Below are 23,752 nucleotides of genomic sequence, written 5' to 3' on the forward strand. Positions count from 1 at the left end.
TACGGCACCCGACAGCACAGCTACCCGGTATTTCTGCGTGAGCGTCAGATGGGTATAAGGGACCGGGCCCACCCGATGCGAAATACCCGTAATAGCAATGGATGAGTGTCGCGGCGACGCAGTAGGTGATGGCCTTGATCAACGAGTAGAGGAGGTCGATCGGGTTCAGGAACTGGATGAAGTAGTGGTCGTACGTGCCGCCGGGCTCACCGTTGAGCAGGACCACGACGGTTTCTAGTACGTAGAACGTCATGACCAGGGTCAGCAGATAACCCGGAATCACACAGATCAGTCCGCCGACCATACGGGTCCCGACGACGAACGGGATGGGCCGCAACCCCATGGCGTCCACTGCGTCGATCTCTTCGGAGATGCGCATCGCGCCTATCTCGGCGGTCATCCGCGTCCCCGCTTGCGCGGTGAAGGCTATTCCGGCGACGAGGGGGCCGATCACGCGGACCGCACCCACGCCGCCGATGACACCTGACAGCGCACCGAATCCGATGATGTTGAGCGTTGCCAAAGCCTCGACGGCCAATGACGCACCGATTGCCATACCGAGGATGAGCAGGACGCTGACGGTACCCCCGTCGACGATCAGCGAGCCTCTACCCCAGGCCATATTGATTGTCGCCGCCAAAGTCTCCCGTGAGTACCGAGTGATCGTCAGAGGCAGATAGAAGAACGTCTGGCCAATGAACACGACCCACTGGCCGATCACTCGTACCGGCTTCAGAAACGTACTCGGACTGATCAGTCGGATCCGCCGAAGCGTGGATGGGGCGGCCATCACGCGATCGCCATCGGGAAGAACATCGTCTGAATCTGGGTGATCGCCAGGTTTGCAAACGCGATGAGGAGGACGTTGATGACGACTGCTGCGTTCACCGCATCGGCGACACCGCGGGGACCACCCTTGGCCTCCATCCCGCGGAGCACAGAGATGACGGCAACGATTGCGGCGAACACCAAGCTTTTGCCGATGGCAAACCAAACGTCGGTCATTTTGGCGAACGTGCCGAATGAGTTCCAGAAGCTGCCGGTGGCCACACCGTTGACCGTCACGGACAGCAGGAATGCCGCGCCGGTGCCCGCGGCAATGATGAACACGCAGAGCATGGGGGCGATGAGTAAGAGCGCAAGGAATCGTGGCACGACCAGTCGCCGCACCGGGTCCACGCCGAGCACTCTCATGGCATCGAGCTCTTCGCGAATCGCGCGTGCCCCGAAATCAGAGGCAATCGCTGAGGCTGCAGCACCACCCATCAGAAGTCCGGCGGTGATCGGAGCACCTTGCCGGACGACACCCACACCGCTCGCCGCGCCGAGCAGCGCGGTTGCGCCCACATTGGCGACGAGGCCTGACGTGACGACCGTGACCATGGCGCCGAAGGGAACGGCCATCAGCAGCGCCGGCACTGCTGTGACTTTGAACAGTACCCATGCCTGCCAAAGGAACTCGCGAACTGGAAGCCGGAAGGTAACCGAGTCCAGCACCGCGTACCAGACCGTCGCGATGGCGAGGTGGATAGTGCGTCCGGTGGTGCCGGCAGCCTTCAACGGCCGCGCCCCCAATTGCGAGGCCTTCCGCCCGGCGGAGTTCAGCGGTGTCACGCGTACCCGCCGCGCGGCACCACCACTAACCTGAGTGGCCAACCAACAGGCTCCTTCACAATCGGGCTTGACTGTATGCTGCATCACATCATTTTGCGAATGTGAGTTCGCACGCTAACACAGCGGCCGTGCCGGGGGAAAGAGACGGAGATGTGCAAATGCTCGCCCGCATCCCAGCAGCTGTAACAACCTGTCAACGACGTTTCGCGGGTCTAGCTTCATGGCCTCCGACGTTGTCGAGCACGACAATTTTTCGCTGCCGGCACCCGTGATGCGTCTTCCGACTACGCGTTTCTGAACATCCTGAAAATGCTGTGGTAACCCGACGAGCCGTTCTAATATCCGGTCATACTTACGTGAAGAGGTCCCCGTGTCGATTGATTCCAAGCGTCTCTCACTAGCCGGCTCGCTACTCGTCGCGGGCCTAGTGATGATGAACGCGCCGACTGCACGAGCGGAGCCGATAGCCCCTCTGACACCTGCCGAGGCCGAGTATCTTCAACAGCTGCACTACGTGCTCAGAGTGACCCACGATCCCATTGCCTTCAAGGGCGACGGGGAATTGCTCACCCGTGGCCGCCGCGTTTGCGAGATGAACGACCTCGGCTTGTACGGAGCGCCGGCGACGCTGGAGACGCCTGCGATCAATCAACTGGCCCGAATTTACCTGTGCGCGAGGTGATAACAAGCGTCGCAGCGGATCAGGCACATGACGATCCTCGAAGGAGTTCCCACATGCAGTTGCAGGTGAAGAGATCCAGCTGTGTCGCGGTCGCGACGGTACTCATGTTGTTCGCTTCACCTGACGCTCACGCCGACGACTCCAGCTTGGTGGACAAGGCAACGGGACTCGGGTTCACGATCAGCGCCGTCAACATAGTGAGCATGGCCCACTCGGCCTGCTATTTCCTGAGCCGGAACCGGAACCCGGGGCAGGTGGTCGAGCGTATCCGCCGCTACGGCCAAGTCACTCCCGATGCGGCGCAGCGGTTCATGTCGCTAGCCGTCACCGAGTACTGCCCGCAGTACAGCGCTCAAACCGCTCCCTGACCCGGCATCACCCTCGCCAACCACAGACAGTTGGCCAGCACCCCGCCGCCCGCTGCCACTGAAGACAAATGCTAATCTGCATTCGCATAGCGCGAGAGTCACGAGGTGGGTGACGCTCTGAAGCAGCCCGACATTCGACGACCACGAAACGACGGCACTGCCTTCGGCCCATCCACCGAGTGCCTGACGATGGGGCGTTGACATCACCATGCGAATCGGTGTGCAGCTGGGTTACTCAGCCAACTTCAAGGATGCGGCCAGGCGAGTCGTGGAAGTCGAGAAGGTGGGTGGCGACATCGTGTTCATCGCCGAAGCCTATTCCTTCGACGCGGTGAGCCAACTCGGCTACCTCGCAGCGCGGACAGAGAGCATCGAACTGGGCACGGGTGTCCTGCCTATCTTCAGTCGCACCCCCTCGCTCCTGGCCATGACCGCGGCGGGTCTGGACTACGTGTCGGACGGCAGGTTCCGCCTGGGCATCGGCACCTCTGGTCCGCAGGTCGTTGAGGGGTTCCACGGCGTTCCCTTCGACTCACCCCTCGGCCGCACCAGAGAGGTTGTCGAGATCTGCAGGCAGGTGTGGCGCCGCGAGCGCGTGCAGCACAACGGCAAGCGCTACCAGATACCTCTGTCGACGGAGTCCGGCACCGGACTGGGAAAGCCGCTGAAAATCATCAATCATCCTGTGCGCGAGCAGATCCCGATCACCATTGCCGCCATAGGGCCACAGAACGTCCAGTTGGCGGCCGAGATCGCAGAAGGGTGGATGCCAGTGTTCTTCAACCCGGAGATGGCCGACTCGGTCTGGGGCGAATCACTTGGCGCCGGATCGGCGAAGCGGGACGCAGGATTGCCGTCACTCGACGTTGTCGTCGGCGTGCCGTTGGCCATCGGCGATTCCGCCGACGAACGCCTGCACAAGGCCAAGCCGCAACTCGCTCTGTACATCGGCGGGATGGGGGCAAGGGGTCGCAATTTCTATCACGATCTAGCAACCCGCTACGGCTACGGTGAGGCCGCCAACCGCATTCAGGATCTCTATCTGGCCGGGCGTAGGGGCGAGGCCGTCGCAGCAGTCCCAGACGATCTGGTGCGCTGCGTGTCCTTGATCGGCCCCCGCAGCTACCTCGGCGAACGCGTTGCCGCGTTCGCCGAGGCGGGCGTTACCACCCTTCTGGCCAATCCCGTCACTGACGACGACAGCGAGTACGTCCGCTTTGTAGCTGAGTTGACAGCGCTGTGCAACGACCTTCCGAGCGTCCCGGCTTGACCGTTCCGAGTTGACGCAGCCGAGGCCGCCGACCATCCGGAAGCTGGCCCGGTGTAAGTACGCTGGTACCAGACAGGATGCCGTTCGCCGATCTACAGCAACTCGAGGATCGTCGCGTTGGCCTGACCGCCACCCTCGCACATCGTCTGTAAGCCGTACCTGATGCCATTGTCGCGCATGTGATAGAGCATCGAAGTCATGATGCGCGCACCGGACCCGCCGAGCGGGTGCCCCAGGGCAATCGCGCCACCATTCGGGTTGAGCTTCCGCTCGTCCGCCCCGGTCTCCTTGAGCCAGGCCATCGGCACGGGCGCGAACGCCTCATTGACTTCGAACACTCCGATGTCGTCTATCGTCAACCCGGACTTTTTCAGCGCCTTGTGCGTGGCGGGGATCGGCGCTGTCAGCATGATCACGGGGTCCGCGCCAGCAAGCGTCGCGGTGTGAACCCTGGCGATTGGTGTGAGCCCCAACTCCGTGGCCTTCTCAGCGCTCATGATCAGCAGGGCCGCGGAGCCGTCCGAGATCTGACTGGAGTTGCCCGCGTGGATCACCCCGTCCTCCTTGAACGCCGGCTTCAGTTGAGCCATCTTCTCGATCGACGTGCCGCGCCGAATACCCTCGTCCTTGAGCACTGCGGCCTCGTTGCCGTCGGCGTCTTGTGTCTTGATGGCAACGATCTGATCGTCGAAGGCGCCGGCGTCCTGCGCCGCGGCGGCCTTTTCATGCGAATCAAGTGAGAACTGATCGACCATCGTGCGGTCGAAACCCCATCTCTCGGCGATCATCTCAGCGCCAATGCCCTGGTTCGGTCGCGTGCTGTAACGCTCGAAGAAGACCGGCGGATAGGGCTTCCCGCCGTTGGCAAGCGCCGAACCCATCGGGGTGCGGGACATCACCTCGACCCCGCCAGCGACGACGACGTCGTAATGCCCGGCTGTCACTCCGGCAACAGCGAAGTGGACCGCCTGCTGACTCGATCCGCACTGCCGGTCCACGGTCACACCGGGCACACTCTCGGGCCAACCAGCAGACAGGACTGATGTCCGTGCGATATCGAGTGCCTGCTCCCCCGCCTGGTTCACGCAACCCCAGATCACGTCGTCGACCAAGCTCGGATCGACGCCGGCGCGGCGCACCAGCCCATTGAGGACCTGGGCCGACAAGTCAGCAGCGTGAGTCCCGGAGAGGCCACCGTTGCGCTTACCCACGGCCGACCTCACGGCCTCGACGATCACTGCTTCAGGCATGGTTATCTCCTAGGGGTGTGCGAGGCGGATCCGATGGACACCTACATCATCGGGTGCACGCGGACTTGCAACTGAGATGCCGCGGAAGCGATCACACTGGCCGACTCGACTAGTTGCGAATCAATCTTCTCATTCCTATGCTAAATCGGTCAGACAGTCAAGGAGGACCACATGACCCGCACGATCCCTGCCGTCGTTCGCGACAACGCCAAGCGCGCACCCGACTCGGTGGCGATCATCAGCGGTCAGCACAGTTCCACCTGGGCAGAAGTCGACACCGCGAGCAATCGCGTGGCCAACGGTCTACTGAACCTGGGTATCGGGCCCGGATCTCGCGTTGCGATCATCGGCAAGAACTCCCAGCAATGGTTCGAGATCCTGTTCGGAGTCACCAAAGCGAGGGCAGTCCTGGTTCCCGTCAACTGGCGCCTGGCGGCACCCGAGATTCAATATCTTCTGGAGGATTCCGGAAGTGAGATCGTCTTCGCAGACGCTGAGTTCGCCGACATGGCGCGTTCAGTTCAGCAGGCAGTGCCGAACGTCAAGACCGTCATCACCATCGCCGATTCTCAGGACGATCCGTACGGGAACTGGCTCAGCGCCAACCCCAGCGTTGACCCTCGATGCGACGCCGACGCCCGAGCCGAAGACGATGCACTTCAGCTCTACACGAGCGGCACGACCGGTCGACCCAAGGGCGCTCTCATCTCACACGCGTACCTGTTCGAGAACTTCCGGTTGATGCCGACGGTACGTTCCCAGTTCTGGAAATGGGAACCGACCGATTCCGCGCTCGTCACAGCGCCGCTCTTCCACATCGGCGGCATCAACTGGGCGTTCATCGGCGCGGTTCAAGGGTGTTCGCTGATCGTCATGCGGGATTTCGACCCGAAACTCATCATGGAACTCACTGGCACTCACAGCGTTCCCGCGCTCCCCCTGGTGACACCGATGTTGCAGATCTTTCTCAACGCGCCTGGGGTCGAGGCGGTCGACTTCTCGCGAGTCAGGCACGTGGTGTACGGCTCTGCACCCATACCCCCCACACTCCTGCAACGTGCGATCGACGTCATGGGGTGCGGGTTCGTGCAGATGTACGGCGCCACCGAATCGACGATCATCACCGTGCTGGACGCCGAGGACCATCAACTTCCGCCCGTCCCCCGAATGCTCTCGGTCGGCAAACCGCTGGCAGAAGTCGAACTCGCCGTGGTAGATCGGAATGACAAGCCCGTCCCCGTCGGTGAAATCGGCGAGATCGTGATCAAGAGTCCAGTGATTCTCAGCGGGTACTGGCGCCTACCCGATGCGACGGCCGAAGCGTTCCGCGGCGAGTGGTTTCACACCGGAGACGCCGGCTGTCTGGATGATGCGGGCTACGTGTACTTGAAGGATCGAATGAAGGACACCATCATCTCGGGCGGAGAGAACGTGTACCCGGCAGAGGTGGAGAACGCCCTGTACGAACACCCGGACGTCAAGGAGGTCGCCGTCGTCGGCATAGCCGACGATCGCTGGGGCGAGGTGCCCAAGGCCTTCGTCGTGCTCACCGCAGGTGCCAGCTTCAGCGTCGAAGAGCTTCGGGCGTTCGCGGCCGAAAGACTCGCCAAGTTCAAGGTGCCCAAGGAGTTCGAGTCCGTGGAGGCGCTGCCGCGCAACGCAGCGGGCAAGGTGCTTCGCCGCGAACTGCGCGAATCAGCCGGAGTGAACTGACCACCGTACTTTGAACTTCGAGAATCCAACGCGAAGCCAGACGGACAGCCCACAATCTCCAGAGACCAGACAATATGCGAATCACTGTTACGCTTAGTCGGTGGCACGAAAGACCAACAAGGTTGAGGCAGTAGAGCCGTCGAACAATGCTCCACCCAAAGTGGAAGCCGTTCCGCAGCGACACCGCGGATACAAGCAGCATCGGTCTCTTCAGACCTTCGAACGACTTCTGAACGCAGCCGAGGAACTGTTCGCCGAGCGGCCGTTCGATGAAGTCTCCATCAGCGACATCTGCACTCGCGCAGGCCACTCAGTGGGTGCCTTCTACCGCCGCTTCGAGTCCAGAGAAGGACTGCTACAGGTCCTCCACGAGCGCTACACACAACGTGCCATTCATCTCCAGGCAACTGCGTTGAGCCCAGCGCGATGGGAGGGCGTGCCGCTTCAGGACATGCTCGAACAGGTGATCGCCGAGATCGTCACGGTGACTCACCACAACTCCAATTTTCTCCTGGCCACTGCCCACCTGGCCGCGTCCGATCGGACCGTCGCCAGCCGAGAAGGCCGCATCCACGCTGAGTTCCAAGCGTGTATCACTCGACTCATCCTCCTGCGCGTGGAGTCGATCGGGCATCCGCGCCCACACGCAGCGGCGATGTTCGCCGCACTCCAGCTGCGCGCTGTTCTCTTTTATCGGTTGGAGGTGGTGCAGACGTTGCACTTGGCGTCAGACGACATGTCGGACGCCGAATTCATCGCTGAACTCGCGGCAGCGACCATGTCATACCTCAGCGGTGCAGCTGGAGGCTTCGAGCCCGGCGGTGCACGAAAGGCAGCCAGCCGGGCCTGACGCCCGTCACCTGCCCTGGAAGTGAGGCGGTCTGCGCTCCACGAACGCGCGCGCGGCTTCCTTGGTGTCCTCCAGTTGGTCTAGTTCGTGACGTGCGTAGTACTCAGCCGCGCGCATCAGCGGTGTGTAGTGGAACGACGACACTTGCTCGGCCAGCTTTTTCGTCGTGAGCACATGCTGACGCGGCCAGGCCAGGATCTTGTCCACCCATCGCTGGGTGGCGACGTCGAGATCATCGTCGTCCACTACTTCTGTGACGAGCTGGGCCTCACGCAGTTCATCAACCGTCAGGTCGTCTCCCATCGCGATACGGAAGGCCAGCGGGCGCGGCAGATTCTCGAAGCTACCAATCCAGTAGGGTCCGAGAACCGCGGTGGGTACCTCTCGCAGGCCGAAACGCAATGTGCGACTGGCGATCCGCACATCACCAGCCAGGAAGAAGTAGCCGCCTGCACCGAGCGCATACCCACGTGCTGCGGTCACTACGACTTTGTCGGTCCGAGGTAGACCGATCTGGGTGAGCGTCGCATCGAGACCCTCTGTGGGCGAATGCCCATGGCCGGCCTGCTCGGCGATGTCCCTGCCAGCACAGAAACTCTTCCCTTCCGCGCGGATAACCAGGACGTAGAGGGCTGGATCTGCGTCGAACCGCCTGATGGCGTCCACGAACTGGTCGTGACCCGGGCGCGTGATGGCATTCAACTTGTCCGGACGATTGAACGTCACCGTCGCCACCGGGCCTGACGTTTCGTAGGTCACATACGTTTCAGTCGACGCCATCATGTTCCGTTCTTGGGCTGATGTTGAGGAGTTTGCTAGCGCGTGTGCGGTGAAAGGCGTTGTTTCCCGCCAGGCTGTTGGCTGTTCTGGCGGCCTTGAAGTACAAACCGATGTCGGCTTCATGTGTCATACCGATGCCACCGTGCAGCTGAATGGCTTCCGATGTCACCCGTAACGCCAAATCGCCGAGCCGTGCCTTCGCCGCCGACGCCCACAGTTGGGCGTCTGGACTGTCGGAGTCCAAAGCGCCGAGAGCGGCGTCGACCACGGAACGGGCCACCTCGAGTTCGCAGTACAGGCGTGAAGCGCGGTGCTGCAATGCCTGGTAGCTGCCGATCAGGGCACCAAACTGCGATCTCGTCTTCAGATACTGAATCGTCAGTTCGAACGCACGCTCGGAGATCCCGAGGAGCCACGCACTGGCCAGGACGGCGCCACGCATCAAGACCGGGGCCCACGCATCGTCGATCGTGCTCACCGGCCCGATGAACGCCGACGGTGACACCTCGACCGCGTCGAAACCCAGACGTGACAGCCGTCGGCCGTCCACGAGGGTCCGAGTCTCACTTCTGCTCGCCAGCCCCGGATCGATGGCCAGCCAACGCACACCGCCCTCGACGGTCGCCGTCGTCAGAACAACGTCTGCTCCGGGGACGTCGAGCGCGCTGATCACACCGGAGAAGGTGGACATGCCTGTACGGTCCCTGATTGCGACAGCCGTGGGGAGGCCAGCCGTCGAGATCTCCGTCGTTCCGGCGACCGCGGCTATGCATTCACCTGCGCTCACTCGGGTCAACAACTCGCGGGCGGCCGCGCAATCCTGTGCCAGTAGCACCGGCAACGCCATACCGACTGTCGACAACACCGGTTCTGGCACCAGGAACCGGCCACACACTTGCAGCAACCGCCCGGCTACCGATATCGAATAACCGCTACCGCCTGATGCTTCCGGTACCGCGATGCCCATCCAGCCCAATTCGGCCTGCACGTTCCAGCGCTCGCGGTCGAACGACTCCACTCCCTCGGCGCCATCCAGGAACTTTCTCAGATGCCCCAGAGGATCTCGATCAACGAGATATTCCGTTGTCACCGAGAGGAACTCGGCGACCTCGTCATCGATACCTTCGATCATCGCTGCATTCATGATGTCGGCAACTCCAGCCACTGTCTGCTGATCGTGTTGAGCTGGATCTCGGTGGATCCTCCCGCAATCGTGAACGCTCTTGATGTGAGCCACGATCGCGTCAAATCCAGATCCGATTTGGCGACGCCCTCGCCCCGCCAACACAGTCCATCACGGCCGCGCAACGACACGGACAAGTCTGCTCGCTCCTGCTGATACTCGGTGTGAATGACTTTCACCACACTGGCGAACCGCTCCGCACGCTGATCGCCGCTTCGTGCCGCTGCGGCCGCGCGCAGCATCAGTGCGTCAAGCCCCAACCGGTCCAGTTCATTGTTGACCAGCCGTAACCAGAGTTCGGGTTCAGTGCGCGGCGCTTGCTGCCAGAGATCGACGACTGGATAGGAGTAGGTGCCCTCCACCCACGGGCGCACGTCTTCGCGCTCGGCACGAAGCAGATACTTGGCGACGTTCCAGCCATCGTTCAACTCGCCGAGCACGTTATCGACGGGCACTCGCACGTCATCGAAAAACGACTCGCAGAATTCGTCGTCGCCGTTGATCTGGCGGACCGGCCGCACAGTCAGCCCGGGCGAGGCCATGTCCACCAGCAGCATCGAGATTCCCTCGCGCTTCCGGGCGGTCGGATCAGTGCGAACCAACACGAACATCCAGTCAGCTCTGGTCGCAAACGACGTCCACGTCTTCTGACCATTGAGCACGAAATCTGAGCCGTCTCGCACTGCGGACATTCGCAGCGAGGGCAGATCCGATCCGGCCTCCGGCTCACTGAAGCCCTGGCACCACAGCACTTCACCACGGGCGATCAACGGAATGTGTTGCTTCTTCTGCTCTTCGGTGCCGAAGCGCAGGAGCGTGGGCACAAGCAGGGAGATTCCGGAACCCAGCAGCGGTGGTCGCGCTCCGATGCGCACCATCTCCTGGTTCAGCACCTTCACCTGCTGGGCCGACAGACCGGCCCCGCCGTACTCAACCGGCACATTGGGCAGCGTGAACCCGCGTTCGGCGGCGCGCCGCATCCACACGTCGGTATCGGGATTTTGCGAGGGGAAGCGCCCCCCCGACGGTACTTCGTCCAGCGTCATGGGCGTGCGCATCGACTCCGGGCAATTGTCCTCCAGCCAGGCGCGGACCTCGCTGCGGAAGTCATCGAGCTCCTCTGCCGACATCACACGCTCCTTCCCGATTTCGGTGCCTTGTCGACAACCTGCTGAAGACGGGCGTCATAGCCGACCCTGGCATCGGCGTCCATCTCCTGAATCATGCGATCAGCGTTGGTGATACGCGCCACGAACTTCCGTGCGCATCTCGGCAACGATTGGTGAATGAATGCAACGGGCGCTACGGAACGCGGCACGTAGGCCTCGAACCGAGGCCTACGCAGGACATCCACAACCCGCGCCGCGACATCATCGGGCGTGCAGGTCGGCGTGCCGCGCTTCACCTCGATGCCTGCGACGAGGTCCGTCTTCACCAGCGACGGCAGGATGATGCTGAGATTTACTCCTGTGCCGTCCAATTCGATATCGGCTGCCTGAGAGTAAGCCAACACAGCGGCTTTCGAGGCGCAGTACGCCGCGACCCCGGCGCCGGGAAGTCGTGCGGTCAAGGAGGCCACGTTCACGATGTGGCCATGCCCGCGGGGCTTCATGCGTCGAGTGGCTTCGCCTATCCCGTTCATGACTCCCAGCAGATTGACCTGCACGATCCGCGCATTCACGGCCGGGTTCATCTGGTCGACCAGTCCCGTCGGCATGATTCCAGCGTTGTTGACGAGGATGTCCACCGGGCCTAGTCGCTTCTCGACTTCGTCGAAGAACTTCCCGAAGTCGGCGGCATCGGACACGTCGAGAGGTGCGGCGAATGCAGCCCGAGTCGGCTCCGAGATATCGACATCGCCGATAGCGACGACTACGCCCTCCTCGGCGAACGCGTTGGTCAGCGCTTTCCCGATCCCGCGTGAACCTCCGGTGACGATGGCGACCTTGCCGCTCAGAGATCGTGCCTTCACATCGAACCTTCTCTCAGAAGACGCGCTTCGCTGGACATCACGAAGCTCAGAGCGCTGACGGGGAATTCGCGGGTCTCAGCCACGACTGGGCAGTTCGATGCCGGCCGCGACGCGGTCCCACTCCTGACCGGAGCGGAGCTCACGGAGCTTCATTTTCTGAACGCGCTGGGTGGGCGTCTTCGGCAACGAGTCGATTGACTCGATGTACCGGGGAATCATGTAGCGCGCCATCCTCGGCGTCAGGAACCGGATGAGATCCTCGGGGTCAACCGTCTTGCCGGCAACTGGCACGACGAACACCTTGATCTCGTCGCCCTCTTCACCGGCCGGCACCGCGATGGCTGCGGCCTCGGCGACCTCGGGGTGCGCAGTCACCTCCATCTCGACTTCGAAGGACGATACGTTCTCGCCGCGACGACGAATCGAATCCTTGATCCGGTCGACGAAGTAGAACCGTCCGTGCTCGTCTTGCTTGAATGCGTCGCCGGTGTGGAACCAACCATTGCGCCATGCGGTCGCCGTCTGCTCCGGCATGCCGAGGTATCCGGCGGCGAGTGACCACGGAGCGTCGGTGCGGACGATCAGTTCGCCGACCTCGCCGGGCGCGACCTCGTAGTCGTTCTCGTCAACGAGTCTGACCTGCCAGCCCGGCCAGCCTCGAGGAACCCGCCCGCACGTCGCGGGGTTCTCGATCTCGTTCCAGTCCACGCGAATCGGGGACGGACACTCCGTCATCCCGAACGCCGTGTTGGCATGGGTGATGCCAAATCGCTTCATCAGATCCGCGAACCGCGGATGCACGGGCGAGATCGTGACCTTGCGCAGCGGATGGTCTGCGTCGTCTGGCGACTCCGGTTGGCTCAGCAGGAAGTGCCCCATCGCGCCGACGAGCGTCGAGTACGTGCACCCGTAGCGATCGATGTCCGCCCAGAAGTCCTGGGTTCGGAAGGCCCGCTTGAGTACCACCGACGCTCCGACCTGAGCCGCTGTCAGCACCTGGATTCGCGCGATCAGGTGATTCGCCGCTGAGGTCAGGTAGAACACGTCATCGGACGTCATCACTGTGTTCAGCGCGGTCGCTCCGGTAGCCAACGCGCCCCACGGGACCAAGACGCCTTTGGACGGACCGGTGGTACCCGAGGTGAAGACCACGCAGGCGATGTCGTGAGGCGCAGGGAACGGTCCGAATCCTTCGTGCTCCTCAGCAGGTTCGAGCAGATCCGACTGCCAGTGCACGTCGACCGACAACTCGGGTGTGTCGACCGTCTTCGGCCCGCGCACGATAAGCGTGCGCAGCGACTTGAGCTCGGGCAGAACCCCCGCCACCGCGTGAAGCGACGACGCATCGGTGTAGAGAACCCCTGCCTCTGAGAGGTTCAGCGCGTGCGCGAGCAGAGTTCCTCGGTAGGCGGTGCTGATCGACACGTCTACCGCGCCGACGAGGGCTGCGCCTGCCCAGATCACCGGGCCGTCGATACAGTTGTCGATCATGGTGGCGATCCGGTCACCCGCACCCACGCCGAGACGTCTGAGTGCGACGGCCCACTGCAGCGCCTGACCCTGTGTTTCCGCGTACGTCAGGCCGGGGCCACCGGCCTCTTGGAGGAAGGGTCGGTCGGGCTGAACGTGTGCCTGCTCGGCAAGCAGCTGCGGCAGCGACTTCGTCCGTTGCTCGTCGAGGGCGACGCGCTGCACTTCTGTTGCCGGGGAATTCAATTCATTGGCCTTTCTCAGGGGGTTCTTGGCAATCAGATCGGAAGCGAGAGCGTGACCTGGCAGGTCAGGTGAGTGCCGATGGAGTTGGTTCCCGTGACGTCGACCTTGATCCATCCAACGTCACCCGACGGGTTCTCCTCACGTTCGGTGACCTTGCCGGTGATCACGAAGTCGCCGTAGGGGTAGTTCGGTACGCCCAATCGGACACTGACGGCGCTGATGATCGCCTCCGGGCCCGCCCAGTCGGTGATGAACCGGCCAGCGAACCCGGTGGACGTCAGAATGTTCATGAACACGTCGGGGTGGCCCAGCCGCTGGACGGCATCGCGATCGTGGTGGACGTTCTGGTAGTCCTGCGTGGCGATCGCGGTGGCGATGATGAGCGTCGGTGTGAGTTCGATGACCAGCTTCGGAAGCTCCTCCCCCACGGTCACCTCCCCGAAACGCATGGTGTCGGTGCGCGGTGCGGGCGCGATCGTGTAGTCGCCCAATTCTTCGGTGGTCGGCTTGTACGGATTGGCCGTGGGCATCTCAGTCGGTTGAGCAGAATCGGAAAAGGCCGGCTTGAAGCGGATGAACCTATGTTTCATGACCGCCACGAGCTCGCCGTGCTGATCGGTGACGTCCTGGCTCATCGTGATGAAGTAACCCGTGCCCAGTGCAGTCTTCTTTGGTCCAAAGAACTCGTCGACGCTGGGGGCCGAGAACGAAAGGTGATCGCCCGGCCGGAGGTAACGCTTGTACTCGTACCACCCGTTCGTGACGGCCGGCGATGTGTACCCAGCCGCCTCCAGCAGATCGTGCAGGTCGTCCATCATGACCCGCTGCGGATTTTCACCGGGCACCTTGATCCCACCGGGCGCCAACACGAATCGTTCGACACCGTCAGGACCGACCAGATGCCGTCCCGGCGCCGGGAACAGGCCCGGCAGTGAGAAAACCTGCAACGAGGTTGGCGGAGCAACGATCCCGCCGTGCACGCTCTTGGCCGCGAAATCGGGATCGGAGTAGACCGGGTTTCTATCCCCGAGAGACTCCGTGAGATACCTGATCGTGGTGGTGCTGATCGGCTCACGCGCCTGAATGGCGGGGCCGAGATCGGTCCTGCCGACAAAGGACGCGAGCCGCTCGTTGATGGCCTCTTCGGACAGTTTTTCGACAGTGGTCACTTCTTCGCTCCCTGCAGGATCTCGTCGGTGTGTTCGCCGGGCCCAGGTGGGCATCCGGGCTGAAACTTCTCGTCGTTGACCTTGATCGGCGTCCCGAACAAGTGCATCGTTCGACCATCGGGTTGCTCTTGGTCATACGTCAGGCCGCGCGCTGCGATGTGCGGGTCCTCGAGAACATCGAGTCCCCGATAGGCGGGCGCGCCCGCGATGTTGTGCGCGATGAAGAGTTCGATCCACTCCGCCCTCGTTCGAGTGCGGAACAGGTCGGCAAGCTGATGCCTGAGCTTATTCTTGTCTGCGTCGGGAGCCTTCGGCGAGTCGATCTTCAGACCGGCTTCGAACAGATCCTCCCGCTGGGCCGCTTCGCAGAAGTTCTTCCAGAACTTGTCCTCGAGGGCCATGAACATGACGAACTCGTCATCCTTGGTCGGATAGTACTGGTAACGGACGTAGCCCGACATGTCCGTGTTTCCCATGTCATTTGCCCGCATGTCGAGATCCGTCGCGCGGAACGTCAACGCGCTGTCTACGCCCGCGACGTCGAGCCGTTGGCTCTCTCCGGTGCGCTCAGCCTTGCGCAGCGCCGCCAGGATAGCCATGGCTCCGAACATCCCAGCCGCCTCGATGCCTACCAGGGTATGGCTGTCCGGCGTGCGGGGAAGGCCTTCGTCGTCGATATCCGGCACAGCCAATCCAGCCAATGCATCGAAGGCCCAACCGTGGGACGCGAGGTCCCGGTACAGCCCTTCCTGCCCGAAACCGCTGACCGCGCAGTACACGATGCTGCTGTTAGCGGCCCGGACCGAGTCGTAGTCCACCCCGAAACGCTGCGCCGCGCCCGCGCGCAGCCCGTAGATGAACACGTCGGCGTCACGGACCAACTCGAGGAGGCGAGCGGTGCCACCCTCCTCTTTGAGACTGAGCATGGCACTGCGTTTCCCTCGGTTCCATCGATAGTGCAGCGACCCCGCGTGGCGGGTGGGAGTGCCGTAGGGAGGTTCCTCGATCTTCACCACGTCGGCACCCATGTCGGCGAGGTGCCCGCCCACGGTGTCAGTCGAGAACATCGTCAACTCGACCACACGCAGTCCACGAAGCAGGTCGTAACTCATTGAGCAGACTTCCTTTCCGAAAGTCGGACGGGCAGATGTTTGAGCCCGTGGATCTGGTTCGACCGAAGCGGTACAGCAGGACCGAGCCGAGTCATCTCAGGAACTCGCTTCGTCAACTCCTCGAGGAGCACCTGGATCTCCAACCGGGCCAGCTTGCTGCCCAGGCAGAAGTGAACGCCGCCACCGCCGAACGACAGATGCCTGTTGGGCTTACGGTGAATGTCGAACGTGAAGGGGTTTTCGAACACGTCCTCGTCACGGTTGCCGGACAGGTACCACAGCGCCACGGTGTCACCGCGGCGGATGCGTTGTCCGCGTATCTCGGTGTCCTCCATCACCGCCCGGCGGAAATACTGGACCGGCGTCGACCACCGCAGCGTCTCCTCAATGGCACCGGGCACCAGCGAGGGATCATCTCGAAGCTCGGCGTAGGCGGCGGGATTGTCCAAAAGCTGGTTGATCCCGTGCGCCATTGCAGTACGCGAAGTTTCGTGACCCGCCGTGAGGAACAGTTCCAGGTAGAGCACCACGTTGATATCGGACATCGGCTCACCGTCCAGGTCAGCCTGGACTAACTTGGTCACGATGTCGTCGTCCCCGCCCGGATACTGGCGGCGCATCGTCGCGAGGTTCTGCGCGTAGCGTTGGAGTTCGCCACGACCCTTGTACAGCGCGAGGAAGTTCCTACGCTGACTCGCCGTCGCCTGGCGTAGCAAGGGCAGCACCTTCAACCCGTCCAGCCCGAACTCGCGCATAGCGCGGACTACCTCGCGCAGCACTTGACTCGGCTTCTGCAGGTCGCGAAGAAGGGGTTCGACGAACTCCGGATCGTCCGCTCCCACCGCCATGTTGGCGAGATCGTAGAGGCGCGGCCAGTCCTTTTCCTCCGCGCCGAGCATTTCCGCGAGAACACGCAACGTGATCTGACCGGCCACCTCGTCGATGAAGTCGACCTCACCCTTGTCCAGCGCCTCGTCGAGAACGCGGTTCACGACGCCGCGAACTTGATCTTCCAGTGCCGCAATGCTCCTGGGTCGGAACGCCTTCTCCAGCGCCGCCCGGTGCGGAGTGTGCTCGGGCGGGTCCATCAACGCGAGATTCTTGCCGGTCTTCGTGGTGAGTTTGATTGGAGCACGGGCGATCTCCGTCAGGCCGACGATTCCGCCGTTGTCGATGTCCGCGCTGAACAGCGTGTTGTTCCGACTCGCTGCGGAGATGTCCTCGTGTTTGGACAACACCCAGAAGCCGGGCCCTTTCGGTTCGGGGTGGCGGTAGACCGGCGCGTTGTGTCGAAGCCACGTGAACCACTCGTCAGGCGTACCCTGCGCGAAGCGATCCACATCGAGCAGATCGATGTCAGAGGCGTCCATGTGTTATTTGCTCCCTTGGCCGGGTGTCGCTCCACGCCAATTGCGCGGCAGGTGAATCGATTTCGACTTCAGGAACTCGTGCAAACCCTCCGGGCCGAGTTCACTGCCGAGCCCTGACTGCTTCATGCCCCCGAATGGCGCGCTCGGGTCCATGCCGAAGGTGTTGATTCCGTAGTTGCCCGTGTCCACGCGCCTTGCGATGTCGAGACCGCGGTCGTGGTCCGATGTCCACACGGTCCCCGATAGCCCGTAGGGCGAGTCGTTGGCGAGTTCGACGGCGTGATCATCGTCGTCGTAGGGGACGACGACGACCACGGGTCCGAAGACCTCCTCCTGCGCGATTTCGTCGCCGTTGACGACATCGGCGAGAACCGTCGGTTCGTAAAACCAGCCGTGTGTGAGGGTTTTCGGGCGTGCCGCTCCCGTCACGACCTTGGCACCCGAATCCACTGCGCGGTCCACCAGCGCCTCGACACGCTCTCGGTGAGCGGCTGTGATGAGGGGACCGACGTCGGTGTTTGGATCGTTGGGATCGCCCACCACCAGTGTCGAGGCGCCTGCCGCAAGCGCCTCGGCGATCTCCGCGTAACGGCTGCGCGGCGCAAGAACACGGCTCTGCAGAACGCAGGCCTCGCCGTTGTTCATAAACGTCGCGCCGACCAGTCGAGGCAGCTGCTTCTCGAGCTGAACGTCGTCGAGGACGATCGCCGCCGATTTTCCGCCGAGTTCGAGGGTGCAGCGCTTGAGCTGCTGACCGCAGACTCTGCCCACGATGCGTCCGGTGGCGCTGCTGCCGGTGAAGCTGACATGGTCCACACCGAGGTGTTCGACGAGCTCCGCGCTTTCGGCACGTCCAGCCGGGACGACGTTGATGACTCCCGGCGGGAAGCCGGCCTCGTCGATGACCTCAGCCAAAGCGAAGGCGTGCAGCGGTGTGTGCGGGTCAGCCTTGAGTATCACCGTGCATCCGGCGAGTAGCGCCGGGACGATCTTGATCACGGCGATGTTGAGTGGCGCATTCCACGGAACGATCGCCGCAGTTACACCAACCGGCGACTTCTGCACCAGCACATCACCAGTGGGCCCGTGCCGCAGCTCGGTCTCCGCCAGGCCCCGGGCAAGGCCGAGGTAGTAGTCGATGATGGACAACGCGATGTCGACGCGGGCCCACATCTTGACTGGCAGCCCGGCCTCCATGGCGATGATGTCGGTCACCGCAGCCGACCGTCGCGCCAGACCATCACGAAGTGCACGTACGCATTTGGCCCGCGCTTCGATGCCCGCAGTCGGCCACTCGCCGCTGTCGAAGGCCGCACGAGCGGCCGCAACAGCCCGATCGATGTCACGGACGGACACCGATGGGGTGCGGCCGATGGCGGCTTCGCTGAAGGGCGAGATCACGTCGCGGAGGCCGGCTTCGTGCGGCTGCTCCCACTTGCCGCCGATGTACAACTCCCTGAACTCGAGCATGCCCTCAGTCGATCCGGTAGTCGTCGGTGTTCGGGCGACGGACGAAGTGCCAGAACTCCTCGGTGCTCCAGACCCCGTTGGTTGCAACGCGATCGAATTCGTTGACGTAGTAGCTCCGCTGATCGCTGTTCATCCAGACTGATGTGCTCAGACGTTCGTCGAGACGCGCGTTGAACTCGTCGTATGCCTCTTCGGTCACCTCCGCGGCGCGGATGCCGCGCTCGAGCATCAATTTGATCCACTCGAGTGCATAGCGCGTTTCGAGCTCGCCCCACACCACAGGGCCGCTGGCGAACGAATTCGTGTTCGGGCCGTACAGGATGAAGAGATTGGGGAAGCCGGGAACGGTGATGCCGTTGTAGGCCCTCGCCCCGTCTTTGCTCCATCGCTCGTTGATCGTCAGCCCGTCGCGTCCGACGATCTCCATCGGCCACAGGTACTCCGTTGAACGGAAGCCCGTGGCGAAGACGATGACGTCGGCCTCGCGGAACTCCCCCGATGACGACACCAGACCGTTCGGCTCGATGCGCTCAACCGCTTGGGCAACGAGCTCGACATCGTCGCGCCGCAGAGCCGAGTACCAACCGCTGTCGACGACGAACCGCTTGGCCAGCGGCGGGTAGTCGGGCAACGTCTTGGCGAACAGTTCAGGATCATCACCGACCTGCATCTGGATGTATGCCGTCAGCTGCTCACGCATCGCCTTGTTGGCCGCCGAGATCGACGAAGGGTCGTCCCAGTCCGGGTCCACGTAGATGACGGGGCGGAAGACGCGATCCGCAACTGCCCGCCCGATACGGAGCCGAGTCCAGTTGTTGTAGTACGGTACGTTCTCGTTCAACCAGACCTGGTCGGGTGTCAGCGCCTCGCCGTAGCCCGGGAGCGGGAGCATCCACGGCGGCGTCCGCTGGAAAATCGTCAAGTGCGAAGCGATCTCAGCAAGCCGTGGCGCCACCTGACACGCGCTGGCGCCCGATCCCACGAGGGCGATTCGCTTGCCTTTCAGATCCTGGTCGTGGTCCCACTGGGAGGTGTGGAACGCCGCACCCTGGAAGGACTCCAGTCCTGGTATCGAGGGAATCTTGGGGCGATCGAGGAATCCCACAGCGGCAATGACCACGTTGGCCGTCATCGACGATGTCGATCCGTCAGCCGACCTCGTGGTCACGGTCCATCGACTCGACGCGTCGTCCCAGCGAGCCGACGTCACTTCGGTGTCGAAGCGGACGTGCGGTCGTACGTCGAACTCATCGACGCACCAGTCGACATAGTCCTTGTTGGCCTGCTGTGAGGCGAACATTTCCGTGAACGGATAGTCCACGCCGAAGGTGTGGGAGTACAACCTGCTGGGCACGTCGACGTTGGCGCCGGGGTAGGTGTTCTGATGCCAGGTGCCGCCGGCTCCCGAGTTCTTCTCGATGACGGTGAACGGCACCCCCGCGTGCTTGAGACGGACCGCCGCGTTGACCCCGGCGAGGCCTGCGCCGATCACGACAACGTGGAACTCAGCGAGATCCTGAGCATCGGGAGGGGTATCCCAGTTGAGGCCACGCGCATGTGGATCGAGCGCGAGTTCCTCGATCAGATAGTCGACCTCGTCATCTGGCACTTCCTCGCCGAGTCCCATGGCGATCGCGGTGCGCAAGTGTTCGCGGGTCTGCCGCGGGGGCGTGAGAGTTCCGGCGCGGTGCGCCGCGAGGAGCGCGGCCGTCTTCCTGTGCAACACCATCACCGCCTCGGGGTCGACGACGGCCGGCATGTCCCCACCGAACATTCCCGGCATACCCGTCAGCGGTAATGATGCGAGTTCCTCATCGGCCGTCAGCTGATAGAGAAGGCCGCGGAGCGCCATCGGATCCGCGGAGAGTAGCGCCTGCATCACTACTTCGTCGTCGACATCGTCGTTTGCGGCCGGCCGCGTGCTCATCGCCATGAAGTCGATTCACTCTTTCTTCTATTAATGCGACTACTGATTCGCAATCCTACTAGTTGCGCTTTGTCCTGCGCAACGGCTTGTGCGGTGCCGATTTCGCGCCGCCGCCGGCACAGCATCGCTGCGTGGCATCTCGCCTACCACTGGTGTGCCTAGAACACCGGTGTCAGATGTCGAGCGATTTGCTGATAAGGCTTTTCAACACCTCGCTCGTGCCTCCGTAGATTCGAGTCACGCGAGCATCTGCAAACAGACGAGAAATGGGGTACTCGAGCATGTATCCGTACCCGCCGTGCAGTTGCAGACACTTATCGACAACTCGGCTCTGCATTTCGGTGCAGAACAGTTTGACCTTCGCTGCGTCAACCGGGGTGAGTCGCCCGCCGTCGAGTTCCTCGATCGCTCGGTCGCACAAGGCCTGGCCCGCTTCGATGTCGGTGGCACATTCGGCGAGAACGAACTTCGAGTTCTGAAAACTCGATACCGGCTTTCCGAAAACGTTTCGGCCGGTGACGTACTCGAGAGTCACCGCCAAGGCCGCTCGCGCCGAGGCCTGCGCTCCGATGCCGATGGCAAGCCGTTCCTGCGCGAGATTGTGGGCCAGATATCCGAAGCCTGCGCCTTCTTCGCCCAGCAGGTTGTCCGCGGGTACCACCACGTTGTCGAAGGTCAGCTCGGTCGTGTCCTGTGCTTTGGCACCCAGCTTTTCGAGGGTGCGGCCCACGGAAAAACCTGGGGTGCCGGTCTCGACGGCGATGATGGAGAGACCGGTACGCCGATTGGACTCGTCAGCCGGCGCCGTCCGCGCCACTACGAAAACCAGGCCGGCGTTGCGGCCACCGGTGATGAACGTCTTCGAACCGTCGATCACGAAGGTGTCGCCCTCGCGGCGAGCGTGAGTGTTGATTCCCGCCAAGTCCGAGCCCGTGCCCGGCTCAGTCATCGCGATCGCGGTCATCAATTCTCCCGAAGCCATTCCTGGGAGCCAGCGGCGCTTCTGTGCGTCTGACGCGAAGTGAAGAACGTAGGGGAGCACGATGTCCATGTGCACGCGCATGGAGCCCAGACCGACGCACGCGCGGAACGACTCTTCGGTGAGTACCGCGTTGAACTTGAAGCTTGACTGTCCCCCGCCGCCGAACTCTTCCGGGATCTGCACACCGAGAATTCCGAGTTCCCCTGCGCGACTGTAGAACTCCTTCGGAGGCGCACCAGCCCGTTCCCACTCGTGGAAGTGCGGAACCACTTCCTTGGCGATGAACCGCCGCGCCATGTCGCGGAAGTCCTCGTGTGCCTCGTCGTATATCCCGCGTTGCACGGCTACCCAACCTTCTTTGTACTTGGCTGGCGGGCCCCGACAGATGAAGGGACTCGCATTCGAATCGGTTTCGACAACCCTGCCCACTGCCCGCAGCATCGGGTGCACCGACTGCTCACAAACTAACTTGCCAACCGACCGATTACAAGCCCCCACTGCTATCGCCACCCCGTCGCCAGGTGCGTCGTGGCTAGAATGTCGCGATGTGGTGCGCCCGCCCTGACCGATGCGGCGACGGACAACGAGCAGTGGGGAGTCGATCGTGACCGAGACGTCACCGCGTCCGGACAAGTCGAAATCACCTCTCATCAGACGGACGCCGGCCGGCGCGCCGAGGACACGTAGGCCGTTGGGACGGCCAGCCAATACGTCCGCCGACCAAACGAGGCGCGAAATTCTCACCGCTGCGAGGGAATGTTTCGCTGCTTACGGATACGCGGCTACCACCAACAAGCTCATCGCCGAGCGAACCGGCCTGACCACAGCGTCGATCTACCATCACTTCGGCCGGAAGAGCGATTTGATGCGTGCGGTGTTCGAGGCTACGGAGGCGGAGAGCTACAACCGAATTCGAGCCGCTCTGGAAGGTCGGCGCGGTCTTGTCGCGAGCGTCGACGCCCTTCTCGATGTCACCCACGACATTCTGTCGGAGGACAGCTCGATGGCGGTCTTCCTCTACGTCGTGCGCGAGGAAAGCCAACGACACCAGGAATTGGCGTCGATCTCGTTCGAAAGACCATTCGCCGATCTGACGGCGGACATCATCGACCGGGCTATTGCTGACGGCGAAGTCGTCGCTCATGATGCCAAGCTCTTGAGAGGCGCACTGGCGGCCATCACCGTCGGCCTGGCGGGCCTCAGCGGCGAACTGAACGCCGAAGCCCACCGGATCGCGACAGAAGGCTGCAAACGGTTGGTCGCAGGGACGCTGCTCAGGCCGTTCGCGGACTAGGTCGGATCAGCGCCCGGTCCAGACGGGAGCGCGCTTCTCCGCGAAGGCTTTCGCCCCTTCCTTCGCATCGTCGGACGACATCAGCTGTCCGACGATGTCACGCTGGTTCGGGAACGACTCCTTCAATGTCCACTCATCCGACTGTGTCACCAGGTACTTGCTGGCGCGGATGGCCAAAGGGCCGTTGGCGGCGATCTCGCCCGCGAGCTCACGCGCTTGGGTCAGTGCCGATCCGGGCGCCGACACCCTGCTGACCAAACCCCACGTCTGCGCCTGCGCAGCGTCGAACGCGGCACCGGTGAGGATCAACTCCATCGCGCGGTGGTAGGGCAACCGCCTCGGTAGGCGTAACACTCCTCCGCCTGCTGCGATCAGTCCTCGCTTGACCTCCGGCAGGCCGAACTTGGAGTCCGACGCGGCGACGATCAGGTCGCAGGCGAGCGCGAGTTCGAAGCCGCCTCCGAGCGCAACGCCCTCGACGGCAGCGATGAGGGGCTTCTGCGGGGGCGCCTCGGTCAGGCCTCCGAAGCCGCGTCCCTTGATCACCGGGCGCTCGCCGCGGGCGAAGGCCTTGAGATCCATCCCTGCACAGAAGAAGCCGCCGGATCCGGTCAGGATTCCGACGGTCACATCGTCGCGAGCATCGAGTTCGTCGAACGCAGCGGCCATCGCCTCGGTGGTCGACAGGTCGACCGCGTTGCGTACCTCGGGCCGGTTGATGGCGATGACCATCACTCCGTCCGCGACCTCGGTCTTGACAAGCTCGCTCATGGAAAACCTTTCTTCGGATTGCCGTCTGACTGCCGGGGCAGAATCGTGACCGAGCGCCACGCCTTTAATCGGCCGATCAGCAGATTAATGGGTACGGGTCGACACCGTCAATGGATCTTCGCGTGACGTTCGCGTCTCGCTGGTCGTTGTCGCGCCATCCATCGAGTAGGCCGCACCGATGCACTCGCAACGTTTCGAGTGGACCATCAAACCGAACTGCCGTTGCTCCTGTGTTGTCACCAGAATCCTTGAGTGACAA

General features: G+C 62.7%; 21 protein-coding genes and 1 pseudogene. 6 read left to right on the forward strand and 16 right to left on the reverse strand.

Features of this window, described 5'->3' with window-relative positions; all coding sequences use genetic code 11:
* Both DMB80_RS20090 and DMB80_RS20095 read right to left on the reverse strand, forming a co-directional pair.
* A partial coding sequence (locus DMB80_RS20090; RefSeq protein WP_111511479.1) for an ABC transporter permease occupies window positions 1-790 on the reverse strand: 790 nt, incomplete at its 3' end.
* The gene (locus DMB80_RS20095; RefSeq protein WP_111511480.1) at window positions 790-1,698 is read right to left on the reverse strand and encodes an MlaE family ABC transporter permease; all 909 of its coding nucleotides are present in this window, start codon (window positions 1,696-1,698) and stop codon (window positions 790-792) included. The genes DMB80_RS20090 and DMB80_RS20095, both read right to left, overlap by 1 nt.
* Window positions 1,699-1,984: 286 nt before the next feature.
* Here DMB80_RS20095 and DMB80_RS20100 point away from each other — a divergent pair, with 286 nt between their 5' ends.
* From DMB80_RS20100 to DMB80_RS20110, 3 genes are all read left to right on the forward strand, one after another.
* Window positions 1,985-2,296, forward strand: a complete 312-nt coding sequence (locus DMB80_RS20100) for a hypothetical protein (RefSeq protein WP_240431293.1) — start codon at window positions 1,985-1,987, stop codon at window positions 2,294-2,296.
* A 53-nt stretch (window positions 2,297-2,349) separates the two neighbouring features.
* Window positions 2,350-2,664 carry a DUF732 domain-containing protein gene (locus tag DMB80_RS20105; protein WP_111511482.1) on the forward strand — a complete coding sequence of 105 codons (315 nt, stop codon included), beginning with the start codon at window positions 2,350-2,352 and terminating at the stop codon, window positions 2,662-2,664.
* Window positions 2,665-2,872: 208 nt separating this feature from the next.
* Window positions 2,873-3,934: an LLM class F420-dependent oxidoreductase gene (locus DMB80_RS20110; protein ID WP_111511483.1), complete on the forward strand. Its 1,062-nt coding sequence runs from the start codon at window positions 2,873-2,875 to the stop codon at window positions 3,932-3,934.
* Window positions 3,935-4,026: 92 nt separating this feature from the next.
* Here DMB80_RS20110 and DMB80_RS20115 read toward each other — a convergent pair whose 3' ends face one another.
* Window positions 4,027-5,184 carry a thiolase family protein gene (locus DMB80_RS20115; protein WP_111511484.1) on the reverse strand — a complete coding sequence of 386 codons (1,158 nt, stop codon included), beginning with the start codon at window positions 5,182-5,184 and terminating at the stop codon, window positions 4,027-4,029.
* Between the two features lie 171 nt (window positions 5,185-5,355).
* Between DMB80_RS20115 and DMB80_RS20120 the strand changes: the two genes are divergently transcribed.
* Complete coding sequence (locus DMB80_RS20120) at window positions 5,356-6,897, forward strand: long-chain-fatty-acid--CoA ligase (RefSeq protein ID WP_111511485.1); 1,542 nt, start codon at window positions 5,356-5,358, stop codon at window positions 6,895-6,897.
* Between the two features lie 100 nt (window positions 6,898-6,997).
* Window positions 6,998-7,747, forward strand: a complete 750-nt coding sequence (locus DMB80_RS20125) for a TetR/AcrR family transcriptional regulator (RefSeq protein ID WP_111511486.1) — start codon at window positions 6,998-7,000, stop codon at window positions 7,745-7,747.
* Between the two features lie 6 nt (window positions 7,748-7,753).
* Here the strand turns inward: DMB80_RS20125 and DMB80_RS20130 are convergent, their stop codons facing one another.
* From DMB80_RS20130 to DMB80_RS20180, 12 genes and pseudogenes are all read right to left on the reverse strand, one after another.
* Window positions 7,754-8,530, reverse strand: coding sequence for an enoyl-CoA hydratase/isomerase family protein (locus tag DMB80_RS20130; protein ID WP_162938628.1), 777 nt, complete (start codon window positions 8,528-8,530; stop codon window positions 7,754-7,756).
* Window positions 8,514-9,764, reverse strand: a complete 1,251-nt coding sequence (locus DMB80_RS20135) for an acyl-CoA dehydrogenase family protein (protein WP_162938629.1) — start codon at window positions 9,762-9,764, stop codon at window positions 8,514-8,516. The genes DMB80_RS20130 and DMB80_RS20135 overlap by 17 nt, the downstream gene beginning before the upstream one ends.
* A complete protein-coding gene (locus DMB80_RS20140) occupies window positions 9,668-10,840 on the reverse strand; it encodes an acyl-CoA dehydrogenase family protein (RefSeq protein WP_111511489.1) in 1,173 nt (390 codons plus the stop codon). Before DMB80_RS20140 ends, DMB80_RS20135 begins: the two co-directional genes overlap by 97 nt.
* A complete protein-coding gene (locus tag DMB80_RS20145) occupies window positions 10,840-11,682 on the reverse strand; it encodes an SDR family NAD(P)-dependent oxidoreductase (RefSeq protein WP_162938630.1) in 843 nt (280 codons plus the stop codon). Before DMB80_RS20145 ends, DMB80_RS20140 begins: the two co-directional genes overlap by 1 nt.
* A gap of 75 nt (window positions 11,683-11,757) precedes the next feature.
* Window positions 11,758-13,377, reverse strand: a complete 1,620-nt coding sequence (locus tag DMB80_RS20150; protein WP_162938631.1) for an AMP-binding protein — start codon at window positions 13,375-13,377, stop codon at window positions 11,758-11,760.
* Window positions 13,378-13,430: 53 nt separating this feature from the next.
* Window positions 13,431-13,847, reverse strand: coding sequence for a hotdog family protein (locus DMB80_RS28680; RefSeq protein ID WP_240431299.1), 417 nt, complete (start codon window positions 13,845-13,847; stop codon window positions 13,431-13,433).
* 492 nt (window positions 13,848-14,339) lie between these two features.
* Window positions 14,340-14,621, reverse strand: a pseudogene (locus DMB80_RS28685) (FAS1-like dehydratase domain-containing protein); the annotation flags it as partial.
* Entirely contained in the window at window positions 14,564-15,679 is a 1,116-nt protein-coding gene (locus DMB80_RS20160) for a CaiB/BaiF CoA transferase family protein (RefSeq protein ID WP_111511493.1), read from the reverse strand. The pseudogene DMB80_RS28685 and the gene DMB80_RS20160, both read right to left, overlap by 58 nt.
* Window positions 15,676-17,019, reverse strand: coding sequence for a cytochrome P450 (locus DMB80_RS20165; RefSeq protein WP_162938634.1), 1,344 nt, complete (start codon window positions 17,017-17,019; stop codon window positions 15,676-15,678). The genes DMB80_RS20160 and DMB80_RS20165 overlap by 4 nt, the downstream gene beginning before the upstream one ends.
* A gap of 33 nt (window positions 17,020-17,052) precedes the next feature.
* Window positions 17,053-18,519 carry an aldehyde dehydrogenase gene (locus DMB80_RS20170; RefSeq protein WP_111511495.1) on the reverse strand — a complete coding sequence of 489 codons (1,467 nt, stop codon included), beginning with the start codon at window positions 18,517-18,519 and terminating at the stop codon, window positions 17,053-17,055.
* Between the two features lie 4 nt (window positions 18,520-18,523).
* On the reverse strand, window positions 18,524-20,446 hold the full coding sequence (locus DMB80_RS20175) for a flavin-containing monooxygenase (protein WP_162938635.1): 1,923 nt from the start codon (window positions 20,444-20,446) through the stop codon (window positions 18,524-18,526).
* A gap of 172 nt (window positions 20,447-20,618) precedes the next feature.
* Window positions 20,619-21,770 (reverse strand): acyl-CoA dehydrogenase family protein, encoded by a 1,152-nt coding sequence (locus DMB80_RS20180; RefSeq protein ID WP_111511497.1) that lies wholly within the window; start codon window positions 21,768-21,770, stop codon window positions 20,619-20,621.
* A 262-nt stretch (window positions 21,771-22,032) separates the two neighbouring features.
* Between DMB80_RS20180 and DMB80_RS20185 the strand changes: the two genes are divergently transcribed.
* Window positions 22,033-22,722, forward strand: a complete 690-nt coding sequence (locus DMB80_RS20185; RefSeq protein ID WP_162938636.1) for a TetR/AcrR family transcriptional regulator — start codon at window positions 22,033-22,035, stop codon at window positions 22,720-22,722.
* Between the two features lie 6 nt (window positions 22,723-22,728).
* Here the strand turns inward: DMB80_RS20185 and DMB80_RS20190 are convergent, their stop codons facing one another.
* Entirely contained in the window at window positions 22,729-23,493 is a 765-nt protein-coding gene (locus DMB80_RS20190) for a crotonase/enoyl-CoA hydratase family protein (protein WP_111511499.1), read from the reverse strand.
* Window positions 23,494-23,752: the final 259 nt, after the last annotated feature.

The sequence above is a fragment of the Mycobacterium kyogaense genome (genome assembly GCF_003254575.1).
GTDB lineage: Bacteria > Actinomycetota > Actinomycetes > Mycobacteriales > Mycobacteriaceae > Mycobacterium > Mycobacterium kyogaense.

What these genes read in the sequence shown, in the direction of transcription:
- DMB80_RS20115 (WP_111511484.1), bottom strand. Translation starts at nt 5,184, where the DNA reads ATGCCTGAAGCAGTGATCGTCGAGGCCGTGAGGTCGGCCGTGGGTAAG.
- DMB80_RS20160 (WP_111511493.1), bottom strand. Translation starts at nt 15,679, where the DNA reads ATGAGTTACGACCTGCTTCGTGGACTGCGTGTGGTCGAGTTGACGATG.
- DMB80_RS20140 (WP_111511489.1), bottom strand. Translation starts at nt 10,840, where the DNA reads ATGTCGGCAGAGGAGCTCGATGACTTCCGCAGCGAGGTCCGCGCCTGG.
- DMB80_RS20095 (WP_111511480.1), bottom strand. Translation starts at nt 1,698, where the DNA reads ATGCAGCATACAGTCAAGCCCGATTGTGAAGGAGCCTGTTGGTTGGCC.
- DMB80_RS20105 (WP_111511482.1), top strand. Translation starts at nt 2,350, where the DNA reads ATGCAGTTGCAGGTGAAGAGATCCAGCTGTGTCGCGGTCGCGACGGTA.
- DMB80_RS20170 (WP_111511495.1), bottom strand. Translation starts at nt 18,519, where the DNA reads ATGCTCGAGTTCAGGGAGTTGTACATCGGCGGCAAGTGGGAGCAGCCG.
- DMB80_RS20190 (WP_111511499.1), bottom strand. Translation starts at nt 23,493, where the DNA reads ATGAGCGAGCTTGTCAAGACCGAGGTCGCGGACGGAGTGATGGTCATC.
- DMB80_RS20175 (WP_162938635.1), bottom strand. Translation starts at nt 20,446, where the DNA reads ATGAGCACGCGGCCGGCCGCAAACGACGATGTCGACGACGAAGTAGTG.
- DMB80_RS20130 (WP_162938628.1), bottom strand. Translation starts at nt 8,530, where the DNA reads ATGATGGCGTCGACTGAAACGTATGTGACCTACGAAACGTCAGGCCCG.
- DMB80_RS20120 (WP_111511485.1), top strand. Translation starts at nt 5,356, where the DNA reads ATGACCCGCACGATCCCTGCCGTCGTTCGCGACAACGCCAAGCGCGCA.
- DMB80_RS20110 (WP_111511483.1), top strand. Translation starts at nt 2,873, where the DNA reads ATGCGAATCGGTGTGCAGCTGGGTTACTCAGCCAACTTCAAGGATGCG.
- DMB80_RS28680 (WP_240431299.1), bottom strand. Translation starts at nt 13,847, where the DNA reads ATGCGTTTCGGGGAGGTGACCGTGGGGGAGGAGCTTCCGAAGCTGGTC.